At 62.9% G+C, this 12026-nt stretch carries 14 protein-coding genes; 3 read left to right on the top strand and 11 right to left on the bottom strand.

Annotated features, from left to right (window positions below):
• Window position 1: 1 nt before the first annotated feature.
• From QEH68_RS06380 to glyA, 11 genes are all read right to left on the bottom strand, one after another.
• A complete protein-coding gene (locus tag QEH68_RS06380; RefSeq protein WP_280627428.1) occupies window positions 2–154 on the bottom strand; it encodes a glycine zipper domain-containing protein in 153 nt (50 codons plus the stop codon).
• A 24-nt stretch (window positions 155–178) separates the two neighbouring features.
• Window positions 179–1264 (bottom strand): YihY/virulence factor BrkB family protein, encoded by a 1086-nt coding sequence (locus QEH68_RS06375; RefSeq protein WP_280627427.1) that lies wholly within the window; start codon window positions 1262–1264, stop codon window positions 179–181.
• On the bottom strand, window positions 1191–1868 hold the full coding sequence (locus tag QEH68_RS06370; RefSeq protein WP_207596758.1) for a 2'-5' RNA ligase family protein: 678 nt from the start codon (window positions 1866–1868) through the stop codon (window positions 1191–1193). The genes QEH68_RS06375 and QEH68_RS06370 overlap by 74 nt, the downstream gene beginning before the upstream one ends.
• 4 nt (window positions 1869–1872) lie before the next feature.
• Window positions 1873–2994: a tryptophan--tRNA ligase gene (gene trpS / locus QEH68_RS06365; protein WP_207596757.1), complete on the bottom strand. Its 1122-nt coding sequence runs from the start codon at window positions 2992–2994 to the stop codon at window positions 1873–1875.
• A 20-nt stretch (window positions 2995–3014) separates the two neighbouring features.
• A complete protein-coding gene (locus QEH68_RS06360) occupies window positions 3015–3848 on the bottom strand; it encodes an exodeoxyribonuclease III (RefSeq protein ID WP_207596756.1) in 834 nt (277 codons plus the stop codon).
• 10 nt (window positions 3849–3858) lie between these two features.
• Window positions 3859–4425, bottom strand: coding sequence for a hypothetical protein (locus QEH68_RS06355; RefSeq protein ID WP_089594128.1), 567 nt, complete (start codon window positions 4423–4425; stop codon window positions 3859–3861).
• 67 nt (window positions 4426–4492) lie between these two features.
• The gene (locus QEH68_RS06350; protein ID WP_280627426.1) at window positions 4493–5326 is read right to left on the bottom strand and encodes an ABC transporter permease; all 834 of its coding nucleotides are present in this window, start codon (window positions 5324–5326) and stop codon (window positions 4493–4495) included.
• Complete coding sequence (locus QEH68_RS06345; protein ID WP_280627425.1) at window positions 5323–6186, bottom strand: ABC transporter permease; 864 nt, start codon at window positions 6184–6186, stop codon at window positions 5323–5325. Before QEH68_RS06345 ends, QEH68_RS06350 begins: the two co-directional genes overlap by 4 nt.
• Window positions 6179–7108 (bottom strand): ABC transporter ATP-binding protein, encoded by a 930-nt coding sequence (locus tag QEH68_RS06340; protein WP_280627984.1) that lies wholly within the window; start codon window positions 7106–7108, stop codon window positions 6179–6181. The genes QEH68_RS06345 and QEH68_RS06340 overlap by 8 nt, the downstream gene beginning before the upstream one ends.
• 147 nt (window positions 7109–7255) lie before the next feature.
• Complete coding sequence (locus QEH68_RS06335) at window positions 7256–8149, bottom strand: bifunctional methylenetetrahydrofolate dehydrogenase/methenyltetrahydrofolate cyclohydrolase (RefSeq protein ID WP_280627424.1); 894 nt, start codon at window positions 8147–8149, stop codon at window positions 7256–7258.
• A 133-nt stretch (window positions 8150–8282) separates the two neighbouring features.
• The gene (gene glyA, locus QEH68_RS06330) at window positions 8283–9578 is read right to left on the bottom strand and encodes a serine hydroxymethyltransferase (RefSeq protein ID WP_280627423.1); all 1296 of its coding nucleotides are present in this window, start codon (window positions 9576–9578) and stop codon (window positions 8283–8285) included.
• 236 nt (window positions 9579–9814) lie between these two features.
• Here glyA and purU point away from each other — a divergent pair, with 236 nt between their 5' ends.
• The 3 genes from purU to QEH68_RS06315 all read left to right on the top strand — a co-directional run bounded on the left by purU (window position 9815) and on the right by QEH68_RS06315 (window position 11945).
• The gene (gene purU / locus QEH68_RS06325) at window positions 9815–10666 is read left to right on the top strand and encodes a formyltetrahydrofolate deformylase (protein WP_280627422.1); all 852 of its coding nucleotides are present in this window, start codon (window positions 9815–9817) and stop codon (window positions 10664–10666) included.
• A gap of 21 nt (window positions 10667–10687) precedes the next feature.
• Window positions 10688–11353, top strand: coding sequence for a class I SAM-dependent methyltransferase (locus tag QEH68_RS06320; protein ID WP_280627421.1), 666 nt, complete (start codon window positions 10688–10690; stop codon window positions 11351–11353).
• A 73-nt stretch (window positions 11354–11426) separates the two neighbouring features.
• The gene (locus QEH68_RS06315; RefSeq protein WP_089594121.1) at window positions 11427–11945 is read left to right on the top strand and encodes a gamma carbonic anhydrase family protein; all 519 of its coding nucleotides are present in this window, start codon (window positions 11427–11429) and stop codon (window positions 11943–11945) included.
• The last annotated feature ends 81 nt before the right edge of the window (window positions 11946–12026 follow it).

Here is a 12026-nt window from a genome sequence, read left to right as displayed (position 1 = left end):
ACTATCCCCGGCGCGGTCCCACTGCAGCCCCGACAAGTGCCCCCAGCCCCACCCCGATGAGGATGCCCAGGAAAGGGGACTTAAAGATCAGTTGCCCCACAATGAGACCAACGGCAGCCCCGAGGAGGCAGCCGATCCACAGTTGATTGTTCATGGCGCCTCCCGGGAGAAAGAACTGTCAGGTGCGGGGCGCCACGCGACGCGACCCAAGGACTTTCTTGCGCGGGGTCTCCCCCGACTCAGTATCGGCCTCACGAATGGCCGACCACGACGCCGAGACGAGGTACACCTGGCTCACCAGGTTGAACCAGATCAGCAGGCCAATGATGATGGCGAAGGACGCCAGAACGGGGTTGTTTCCTGACCGGGCCAGGAGTTCGGTGCTGAAAAGTTGAAGGACAGTGGTCCCTGTGCCGGCGAGCACCACCGCTTCAAGGAACGCGCGCCTCCCCAGCTTAAGGCCGGCGGCGATACGGAAGAGAACTGCCGCCGTCGCGCAGTTCAGCAGGAGGGGAACCACAATCTTGACGGTGGCGGCGATAGGTGCGGCCACTGTCTCGTCCAACTTCAGCAAACCGATGAACCAATCGGCGGCTGTCCCAAAAATCAGGGAGGCGCCTGCGCTGATGACCAGAAGGACTCCGAGGAGCAACAGGGTACCGGCGTCGATGAGCTTCTGGAGGACAGCATTACGCACCAACGGAGCGGCGTTCATGATCCCCCGGATGCCCTCCCGGATGCTTGCTATCCAGCCCAGGGAGATGAAGACAGTCACTACCGCCGCGATCAGGGCTGTCCAGCCAAGTCCGGACGGGTTGAGCAACGACTGGGGATCCACCAGTCCTTCGCCGCCATCCACTTGAAGGAGCCCGGGGGCCGCCGCGGCCACGCTGTCGATGACGGCGTCCTGAAGCGCCGGGCTTCCCCCCAAAACAATTCCCGCCACTGCAAAGCCAGTGGTCAGCAGACCCGTCACGGAGAAGAACATGTTGAAGCCAATACCCGCACTCAACAGAGGCCCATGCTGGCGTGTGTAGTGCTGGAAAGAACGCAAGGCACGGTTGGTGTTCAGCCTGGCCATGAAGAGGGCAAAGAACGCTCCGGCCTTCTTCGGCAGGCCATCACCGGCGCGCTTGGACTGGCCCCATTCCTGCCTCTTGCGAAGCAGCTCAAGTTTGAGCTTGGCCAGCTCAGTTGGCAGCGGAGGAGCGTCCGCCTGCGTGGCGTGAATCCGTTTGCTGTTCTTCGTCAGTATCGCCGCCAAAGTCGAGCTCTTCCCGTAGCTGCCATATTCCATTGGTGTCGTGCTCGTAAAGTCCCATGCTAACCACAGGGAAGGTCGCCCGGTAATCTCTGAGGACCGTTTCGGCCTCATCCAGATTTTCCTGGGCGACGTCGTGGGCCACCGTGACGTGCGGGTGGTATGGGAACGGGAGCAACCGTTCCAGCGGCCCGGTTTGAAGTTTCTCGTGCAACTGCACGCACTCTTCAAAGCCCTCTTCAACGTTCACGAAGACCACCGGTGACACGGGCCGGAACGAACCCGTGCCGGAAATGGTGATGTGGAAGGGTTCCTGGGTCCGGGCCACTTCCCGTACATGCTCGCGGGTAGCGGCCCAGTCCTGAGTAGGTGTGGTGGTGATCAGTGTGATGTGGGCAGGAATAACCTCGGCCATCGGGTCACCGAAGGAGGCGCGCCATTCCTGGAGTTCGCGGGCGATCTCCGGTGGAAAGCCGAGGATGACACCAACACACATGGTGTCACCGTCGCCGCAGTCGGTGCCGGCAACACCCGTCTGGCGAGAGTCGTCCGGACCGACACCCTTGCGGGTGTCGGTCTTGACGTTGAGCTGGCCAGCGGAGCACATGGAGTTAGCGGACTCCCAGGTCGCGGTGGGCATCTCCGCGGTAGGGCAGGAAACCGACCTTGGAATAGACGTCCGCGAGAGTAGCTGACGCGATGTCGCGTGCCTTGTCTGCTCCGAGGGCGAGGAGCCGGTCGAGTTCAGCGGGATCGGCCAGGAGCTCATTGGCCCGCTCCCGGATGGGTGCCAGGTGACCGGAGACGAGTTCAGCGAGGTCAACCTTGAGGTGCCCGTACATCTTGCCTTGGTAGTCAGCCACGATCTTCTCTACCGGTGTTCCGCTGATGGCCGAGTAGATGGTCAGCAGGTTTGAGACACCCGGCTTGTTCTCGCGGTCGTAGCGGATCTCGGTTTCAGTGTCCGTGACGGCCGACTTGATGCGCTTGGCCACGGTCTTGGGATCATCCAGGAGGTTGATCAGTCCGGCGGGTGATTCCGCAGACTTGGACATCTTGGCGTTCGGGTTCTGAAGATCGTAGATCTTTGCCGATTCCTTCTGGATGAAGGCTTCGGGAACCTGGAACGTCTCCCCGAACCGGCTGTTGAAGCGGTTGGCGAGGTCACGGCTGAGCTCCACGTGCTGCCGCTGGTCTTCGCCCACCGGCACACCGTGCGGCTGGTAGAGGAGGATATCGGCAGCTTGCAGGATCGGGTACGTGAAAAGGCCAACGCTGGCGTGGTCCGACCCCTGCTTCTGCGCCTTGTCCTTGAACTGCGTCATGCGGGCAGCTTCGCCCATGCCAGTGATGCAGTTCAAGACCCACGCGAGTTGGGCGTGCTCAGGGACCTGGGACTGGACGAAGAGGGTGCACTTCTCCACGTCCACGCCGCCGGCGATGTACTGGGCGGCGGTGACTCGAGTGCGGTGGGCGAGCTCGGCCGGGTCCTGGGGCACGGTGATGGCGTGCAGGTCCGGGATGAAGTACACGGCGTCGTACTCGTCCTGCATCCGGACCCAGTTGACCAGTGCGCCGAGGTAGTTGCCCAGGTGCAAGGAGTCAGCGGAGGGCTGCATGCCGGACAAGACACGATGCTTGGCGCCTACGGCTGGCTTGGTGGATGTCACAGCCCTGGGGTCGGCGGATGCATCAGCGGGTGCGCCGGTTTCAGTCGTGGTGGAACTAGTCATGGAGGAATACCTTAGGGAGCTTAGAGCCGGTAGTCGACTACCAGCGGTGCGTGGTCGGAGAAGCGGGTGTCCCACGAAGGCGCCCGGTCCACGACAGCCGAGAAAGCGGCTGCCGCGAGGCCCGGCGTGGCCAGGTGGTAGTCGATGCGCCAGCCAGTGTCAGTGTCAAAGGCTTTACCGCGCTGGGACCACCAGGTGTAGGGGCCGGCGACATTTCCTGCCAGGCCCCTGTGGACATCCCTCCATCCGATTTCTTCGCCGAGGAAGCGGTCAAAGTACGCGCGCTCCTCCGGGAGGAAGCCGGCACGCTTGACGTTGCCCTTCCAGTTCTTGATGTCCAACTCTGTGTGACCGACGTTGAGGTCGCCCACTACCAAAGCGTGGTCGCTGTGCTTGGCGAGCTCAGGCAGGCGTACCGTCATGGCGTCGAGGAAACGGAACTTGTCATCCTGCTTGGGGGTTCCCACTTCTCCGGAGTGCACGTAGGCGCTGACGACCGTGAGCGTGGTGGATTCGCCGGCACCGTTCTTGACGGTGTAATCGGCTTCAACCCAGCGTCCGGACGTGTCAAAGTAGTCATCGCCAATACCGACGCGGGTGGCAGTAGGTTCCTCGCGGGACGCGATGGCAACACCGGCGCGGCCCTTGGCCTCAGCTTCGGTGTGGAGGATGTGCCAGCCTTCGCCGATCAGCTTCCTGACGATGTCATCAGGTGCCCGGACTTCCTGGAGGCAGAGAATGTCAACCTCGCGGGGCTCCAGCCATTCCGCCATGCCGTTCTTGTAGGCAGCCCTCAGGCCGTTGACGTTAACTGACGCGATGCGAAGGAAGTCCTTCTTCAATGCCGTACTCACCCGGTCCACTCTAGTCGATGATGGTGCCGGCTACGGGCTCGTCCGAGCCGCCGGAGGACTTGATCATGTCGCGCGCATTGGTGGCCGTAATGGCGATGGTTTCCAGTGCGCGGTTGATGGTGTCCTGATCGGCGGCACCGCCCTTTGCCCGCTCCTCATCCACAACACGGACCTGCACCTGGACGATCTTGAAGGAGTGGTCCAGTTTGAGGTCGCGAACCTCATCTGACTTGCTGCGTTCGGCCACGACGCGCGTGCCGCCACTGTCAGCAGCGGACGACGACGGCGCGCGGCCGGCTGCGGCGTTAAAGGCATTTTGCGCTTCGGTCAGTTTTGCACCTGCCCGCTGCGCGGCCTTGCGGATGCTCAACACCACGAAAGAGGCCAGAGCCAACCAACCGAAGGCCACTACTGCGACAACCCAACCCACAACATCGTTCTGGTTTGCCGCGAAAATGACGGCCACCAGGAACGCGATGATGACGACGGTCATCCCCAGGCCGCCAATGCGGAAGCCCTTGAACATGCCTTTGCCGGCGGGGGACGTGGACGGGTGCGGGTCACCGAGAGATTGCATGGACCTATTCTCTCAAATCCACGAAGGTGCCTGTGCCAGCTTCCACGGACGGCGAACACCGGACCTTTCACTTGAGGAAAAGCTGGCGCAGCCTTCCTGTGGTCAGCATGATCCCGAGAGCGATCATCACCAGGTAATAACCCACGTGGATTGCGGTGGCCGGGCTGAACGAGCCCACACTGATCTGCCGCAGCAACTCCACGCCGTGCCACAGGGGCATGGCCTGGATGAACCATTGGATGACCTGCGGGTAGACGCTGAGCGGATAGAACGTGGCGCTGAACAGGAACATGGGCAACAGGAAGAAGTTGATCCAGTCCATCTGCTGGAAAGTCTTCATGAAGCTGGTGATGCCCATTCCGAAGCTCGCGAATCCGAAGGCGATCAGCACCGAGGCAGGAATGACCAGGATGGCCCACCAACTGGTGAGCAAACCCATGACGCCCATGACGGCGGTGAATCCAGTGGCGTAGAGCAGGCCCCGCAGGAGCGCCAGGAAGATCTCACCGATCGCGACATCCAGCGGTCCCAAGGAGGTGTAGAGCATCCCCTGGTACAGCTTGGCGAAGTTCATCTTGAAGAACACGTTCCACGTGGAGTCGTAGATCGCCCCGTTCATCGCCGAAACGGCCAGCAGCGCCGGTGCAATGTAGGCCGCGTAGCTGATCTCCTCGCCGGCAGGGCCTTGGACAGTGCCCACGATGGAGCCCATGCCCACGCCCATGGCCAGCAGGAACAGCACGGGCTCAAAGAACCCGGAGACCATGACCAGCCATGTGCTGGACTTGGCCGCCATCAATCCGCGGCCCACCACGGCTTTGGCATTGCGTGAATAAAGAGAGCCGAACTTCCGCTCCCGCGCACGATCCGTGGCACTGTGGCCACCTGTCAGGACACTCATGAGCCCATCCTTTTCACGAACTGGCGGCGGACGACCATCCAGCCAACTGCGGCCGTGGCCAGCAGGAACACCACGTGGATGATGGTCAGCACAGGGCTCTGATCCATCCCGTAGGTGAATACGCGGCTCAGCTCAGTCCCGTGCCACACCGGTGAAATCCATCCAATCCAACGGACAGCGATCGGGAGGGAATCCAGGGGGAAGAACGTCCCCGAGAACAGGAACAGCGGCATCACAATGAAGCGTTGCACCAGCGCAAACTGCCCCTTGTCCTGTTTGATGCTGGCCGCATAAGCCATCAGCGGCAGGCCAAAGGACAGCGCCGCAACGGTAGCGACGAGGGCCGACACCCAGCCCCACGGACCCGGCGAAGCACCGAACAATGCCACCACCACGAAGTAGACCACCGACTGCAGGAGGAACCTCAGGGTGCTGGCCATGATGTGTCCGCTGGCGATTTGCTCGGGAATCAACGGTGAGGCGTGTGGGCCATAAAAAACACGGCGCCACTTGAAGCCGTCCATGATGGGATAGGAGAACTCCCCGGAGGCAGTCATCACCGCAGCCGAGACCAACAACGCCGGAGCCACGAACTCCAAGTAGCTGACACCGCCGAACGTGGCTTCGCTGTTGGCGTCCACCAGGCTGGCCAAACCAACGCCCATGGCAAAGAGGTACGCCACGGGTTGCCCCACGCTGTACAGGATCACGGACCAGCCGTAGTTGCGCATGACGCGAAGTACTTGCTCTGCGTAGAAAAAGGCGCCCCATCGCCGCGCCCGGGCAGCCGAAACCTCAGGCGAGTGGGCCCGCAACGGCGGCGCCGCCGTCGTAAGTGGTTTGTCAGTGCCGCTAGTCAACGAGACTCCTGCCCGTGAGCCGCAGGAACACGTCCTCCAGCGACGAGCGGCGCACCAGCGAGGTCATGGGGCGGAGCCCGCGGGCAGTGACCTGCTCCAGCGCGGCCTCGCCGTCGTGTGCATAAATGAGCACGCGGTCGGGCAGGGTTTCGAGCCGCTCGCCGATGCCTTGAAGTTCGACGCCGATGGTCGCGTTCCGCTCGGACCCGAACCGGAGCTCGAGCACTTCGCGCGATGAGTGCTCGCGGATGAGGTTCGCCGGAGACCCCTCGGCCATGATGCGGCCCTTGTCCACCACGATCAGGCGATCGCAGAGTTGCTCTGCCTCGTCCATATAGTGCGTGGTGAGGATGAGGGTGACGCCATTTTCCTTGAGCCGGAAGAGCCGGTCCCAGAGGATGTGGCGCGCTTGGGGATCCAGGCCGGTGGTGGGCTCGTCCAAGAGGAGGATCCGTGGCTCGTTGATCAGCGAGCGGGCAATGGTGAGCCGCCGCTTCATACCGCCGGACAGGGCATCGACCTTCGAGTTTGCCTTGTCCGTCAGCTGCGCGAACTCAAGGAGCTCGTCGGCTTTCGGTTTCAAGTAGCTCATTGGCAGGCCGAAGTAGCGCCCGTAGACAATCAGGTTCTCGCGGACCTTCAGCTCTTCGTCGAGGTTGTCCTGCTGCGGGACCACCCCCAAATGCGCCCGGACTTCAGGGCCGTGCGACTCAGGATCCAAGCCCATGATGCTGAGCGTTCCCGAGGTGCGTTGGGAGACGCCACCGATCATTTTCATGGTGGTGGACTTGCCGGCACCGTTGGGGCCCAGCAGCCCGAAGGACTCCCCCGCCGGTACGTCGAAGGAGATGTTGTCCACGGCAGTGAGGTCACCATAGGTCTTGGTGAGGTTTTGCGCGCTGATGACGGTGGGTCGGTTCATGTCGAAGCGGGTTTGCGACGATTCAGTGGGAGTTGCGGAGCGGGTTGCTTCATTGTGCACCCTCAGCAGACTAGTAGCGCCCACCGACATGTGAAAGGGCTCTTGCACATAATCTTGCAAGAGCCCTCTCGTTTAGCGCGTGTGAACCTAGGCGATGCTCGCCTGGCGCTCAGCACTCTCCACGACGTTCGCGAGCAGCATGGCACGGGTCATCGGGCCTACGCCACCCGGGTTCGGGGAGAGCCAGGCGGCGACGTCGGCAGCTGCCGGGTCCACATCTCCGGTGACCACGGCCTTGCCGTTGCCGTCGTCCACTCGGCTGACGCCGACGTCGAGCACTATTGCACCCGGCTTGAGGTCTTCAGCCTTGATCATGTGCGGCACGCCGGCAGCGGCAATCACGACGTCGGCCTGCTTCAGTTCCGCCGGCAGGTCCACCGTTCCGGTGTGGGCGAGGATGACCGTCGCGTTGACTTCCTTGCGGGTCAGCAGGAGGCCGATGGGGCGACCGATGGTGACGCCGCGGCCAACCACCAGGACGCGCTTGCCCTTGAGTTCAATGTTGTGGCGGCGGAGCAACTCCACACAGCCTTTGGGGGTGCAGGGCAGCGGGGACTTCATCTCGCCGTTGACGTTGGCCACCAGGCGGCCAAGGTTCATCGGGTGCAGGCCATCGGCGTCCTTGTCAGGGTCCATGGCTTCGAGGATGACGTCCTGGTCAATGTGCTTGGGCAGCGGAAGCTGGACGATGTAGCCGGTGCATTCCGGGTTGTCGTTGAGCTCGCGCACAACCTCCAAGAGGTCCTCCTGGCTGATGTCCTCGGGGAGGTCGCGGCGGATGGACTGGATGCCAACCTCGGCGCAGTCCTTGTGCTTGCCGCCGACGTACCAGGTGCTGCCGGGGTCGGAACCCACCAGGATGGTGCCCAGGCCGGGGACGATTCCCTGGGCGGCGAGGACGGAAACGCGAGTGGTCAGTTCTGCCTTGATGGCTGCGGCGGTGGCCTTGCCGTCAAGGATCTGTGCGGTGGACTGTGTCATTCCATCTGCTCTTTCTGGTGGGTGACCTAATGGCTCATGCCAACGGGACCCGCCGCCGAAGATGTGGCGGCGGATCCCGTGGGCTCCGGTTCAGTGCCCGGGTGATGCGTTACTTAGCCGCGGAATCGCGGAATTACCACTGCTCGTGCTGCGGGTACAGCGGGAAGTCAGCGGCCAGCTTGTCGACACGGGCCTGGAGGGACTCGACATCAGCTGCCGAGCCCGCCTTCAGCGCGGTGGCGATGATCTCGGCAACCTCGGTGAACTCGGTGGCACCGAATCCGCGGGTGGCCAAGGCAGGCGTACCGATGCGGAGGCCGGAGGTGACCATCGGCGGGCGGGGGTCGAACGGAACAGCGTTGCGGTTCACGGTGATGCCTACGGAGTGCAGGAGGTCTTCGGCCTGCTGGCCGTCCAGCTGCGAGTTGCGCAGGTCAACCAGGACCAGGTGAACGTCGGTGCCGCCGGTGAGGACCGAGACACCGGCTTCGGCGACGTCGGACTGGTTCAAACGGTCAGCGATGATCTTGGCACCCTCGAGGACACGCTCCTGGCGCTCCTTGAACTCTTCGCTGCCAGCGATCTTAAAGGCAACAGCCTTGGCCGCGATGACGTGCATGAGCGGACCGCCCTGCTGGCCCGGGAAGACGTTGGAGTTGAGCTTCTTGGCCCACTCCTGCTTGCCAAGGATCACACCGGAACGCGGACCTGCGAGGGTCTTGTGCACCGTGGAGGTGACGACGTCGGAGTGCGGGACCGGGCTCGGGTGCAGGCCTGCAGCAACCAGACCGGCGAAGTGTGCCATGTCCGTCCAGAGAAGGGCGCCAACCTCGTCGGCGATGGAGCGGAAGGCGGCGAAATCGAGGTGGCGGGGGTAGGCCGACCAACCAGCGATGATGACCTGCGGCTTCTCGGCGATGGCCTGCTCGCGGAGCTTGTCCATGTCAATGCGGAAGTTGTCTTCTTCAACCTGGTAAGCAGCTACGTTGTAGAGCTTGCCGGAGAAGTTGAGCTTCATGCCGTGGGTCAGGTGGCCACCGTGTGCCAGGGAAAGACCAAGGATCTTGTCGCCCGGGGTGATCATGGCCGACAGCGCTGCAGCGTTTGCCTGGGCACCGGAGTGCGGCTGGACGTTGGCGTACTCGGCGCCGAACAGTTCCTTGACGCGGTCGATGGCGAGCTGCTCAGCGACGTCGACGTATTCACAACCGCCGTAGTAACGGCGGCCCGGGTAGCCCTCGGCGTACTTGTTGGTCAGGACTGAGCCCTGCGCTTCCATGACGGCGCGGGGAGCGAAGTTTTCGGAGGCAATCATTTCCAGGGTGCCGCGCTGGCGGCCAAGTTCCTGGTTGAGGACTGCTGCAATCTCGGGATCGAGATCGGCGAGCGACTGGTTGCTGACAGACGCGGAAGTGGTTGTGGTAGTCACGGAGATCTCCTGGCTAGGCAACGGGTGGTGCTACAGGTCAGGCTACCGGCAGCAGCATTCCCGCGTCCCCTTGATTACAGAGGGATCGGTCACGTGCATGCGGCGGTAAGACATGACCCTCGGCCCAGGCGTACGATCCGTGGTCTTCATGATTGCCGCTCCCTGGTGGTAGTCCACCCAACGCCAGTTGCGACCCATTAACAGTACAACAACGCGGCACGGGTAGGCTTGATCGTGTGACTGAATCCACCGCTTTCGTAGTAACACTTTCCTGCCCCGACCGCCCCGGCATCGTCCACGCGGTAGCCGGAGCCCTGCTTACGGCCGGCTGCAATATCGCCGACTCCCAGCAGTACGGAAGCCCCAGCACAGGCAACTTCTTCATGCGCGTGGAGGCAACGACGTCGAGCACCCAGGACGAACTGGCCTCTGCCCTGCGTCCGGTAGCCGAATCGTTCGGAATGACCTGGCAGATCAATCCTGTTGGCGAAAAGGTCCGCACCATCATCCTGTGCTCCAAGGACGCGCACTGCCTGAACGACCTCCTGTTCCAGCAGCGCACCGGCACCCTGCCCATTGAGGTCCCTGCCATCGTGTCCAACCACCGTGACCTTGAGCCGCTGGCGGAGTTCTACGGCATCCCGTTCCACCACATCCCGGTGACGCCGGAAACCAAGCCCCAGGCCGAGGCGCAGCTGTTGAAGCTCATTGCCGATCACGACGTCGAGTTGACCGTCCTGGCCCGCTACATGCAGGTCCTCTCCAACGATCTATGCACGGAGTTGAATGGCAAGGCCATCAACATCCACCACTCCTTCCTGCCTTCCTTCAAGGGCGCGAAGCCGTACCACCAGGCCCACGCGCGCGGTGTCAAGATCATCGGCGCCACCGCCCACTACGTGACGGCCGACCTCGACGAGGGCCCGATCATCGAGCAGGAAGTCATCCGCGTCGACCACGCGCGCACGGCTGCACAGTTTGTCCAGATGGGTCGCGACGTCGAAGGCCGAACGCTGGCCCAAGCGGTTCAGTGGCACGCCGAACACCGTGTGCTCCTGGATGGCACCCGGACCGTGGTGTTCAACTAACGCCGCTCCTATGCTGGGTGTATGCGGGGCATTCCTCACGCCGAGCACGAGGCTGATTTGGCGGTCTACTACGACCGTCAGGCGCCTGTTCGGAACACCCGCGCGCTCACGCCACACCGTGTCGAGAGCAGAGAATGGTTCATCCGGCTCCTGAAGTCCGAACACCGTCATTCCTTGTTCGAGCTGGGGTGCGGCACAGGCGTTGAGGGCTTGGAGTTCGTCCGCGCCGGATTGCACTACACCGGCGTGGATTTGTCCTCGGAAAGTGTTCACCTGGCGTGCGCGGCCGGACTTGAGGCAACTGTGGCCAGCGGCCGGAACCTGCCGTTTCCGGATGCGGTCTTCGATGCGGCGTGGACCATGAGCACACTTCTGCATGTCCCCAACAGCGGAATTCACGACGTCGTCAGCGAACTGGTGCGGGTCACCGCACCTGGTGCGCCCATCGCCGTCGGACTCTGGTCAGGTGACGATGAGGAAGTCCTCAACCCGGAGGACCTCGATGAACCGCGGCGGTTCTTCAGCCGCCGCAGCGACGATACTGTGCGCCGCATCTTTGGTGAGCACGGCTCGATCGAGCATTTCCGGACGTGGCCCGAGGGTGTGGGCGTGGAGTCCGGTCCCGGCGCGGGCAACTGGGTCCAGCACTACCAATTCCTGGTCCTCCGCACCCCTTTGCCCATGTAGGTAACAGCAAACGTCCCACTGAGAGCCCAGTGCGACATGTGCTGTTACCCAGTTGGGAAATAAGCTGGGCACCATGGCTCCCTCTTACACTTTCGCCGGGGACACCCCGGCCATCCATGAATCCGCCTTCGTGGCACCCACCGCATCCATTATCGGCAAGGCCACGTTGGCCCAGGACTCCAGCGCCTTCTACGGTGTCTCCGTCCGCGCAGATACGGCTGCAATCAGCGTCGGCGCAGGTTCGAACCTCCAGGACAACGTAGTCCTCCACGCCGACCCGGGCTTCCCCTGCACCGTCGGCGAGCGCGTCTCCGTGGGGCACAGCGCCGTAGTCCACGGGTGCACTGTGGAGGATGACTGCCTGATCGGCATGAGCGCCACCATCCTCAACGGCGCGGTCATCGGCACGGGCTCGCTCATTGCCGCCGGCGCCGTGGTGTTGGAGGGCACGGTTATTCCCCCACGCTCCCTGGTGGCCGGCGTGCCCGCGAAGGTCCGCCGTGAACTCACCGATGAGGAGTTTGAGGGCGTGAAGCACAACGCCGCGCACTACAAGGAACTCGCTGCGGCGCACCGGGACATGCACGCTTAAGCACGAATGCGGGGCCCGCCCTGCATCCCAAACCCATCGCAGGGCCCACACCGCCCGGGTTCCCTGGCTGAGCTTGCGAAG

Source organism: Paenarthrobacter sp. OM7, assembly GCF_029873575.1.
Lineage (GTDB): Bacteria > Actinomycetota > Actinomycetes > Actinomycetales > Micrococcaceae > Arthrobacter.
The sequence above is the reverse complement of the archived record's forward strand: the minus strand, read 5'-3'. Positions and strand labels throughout refer to the sequence as shown.

Coding starts and splice junctions, on each gene's coding strand:
- QEH68_RS06380 (WP_280627428.1), bottom strand. CDS start 154: ATGAACAATCAACTGTGGATCGGCTGCCTCCTCGGGGCTGCCGTTGGT.
- QEH68_RS06370 (WP_207596758.1), bottom strand. CDS start 1,868: ATGTGCTCCGCTGGCCAGCTCAACGTCAAGACCGACACCCGCAAGGGT.
- trpS (WP_207596757.1), bottom strand. CDS start 2,994: ATGACTAGTTCCACCACGACTGAAACCGGCGCACCCGCTGATGCATCC.
- QEH68_RS06355 (WP_089594128.1), bottom strand. CDS start 4,425: ATGCAATCTCTCGGTGACCCGCACCCGTCCACGTCCCCCGCCGGCAAA.
- QEH68_RS06350 (WP_280627426.1), bottom strand. CDS start 5,326: ATGAGTGTCCTGACAGGTGGCCACAGTGCCACGGATCGTGCGCGGGAG.
- QEH68_RS06340 (WP_280627984.1), bottom strand. CDS start 7,108: ATGAACCGACCCACCGTCATCAGCGCGCAAAACCTCACCAAGACCTAT.
- QEH68_RS06335 (WP_280627424.1), bottom strand. CDS start 8,149: ATGACACAGTCCACCGCACAGATCCTTGACGGCAAGGCCACCGCCGCA.
- QEH68_RS06320 (WP_280627421.1), top strand. CDS start 10,688: ATGCGGGGCATTCCTCACGCCGAGCACGAGGCTGATTTGGCGGTCTAC.
- QEH68_RS06315 (WP_089594121.1), top strand. CDS start 11,427: ATGGCTCCCTCTTACACTTTCGCCGGGGACACCCCGGCCATCCATGAA.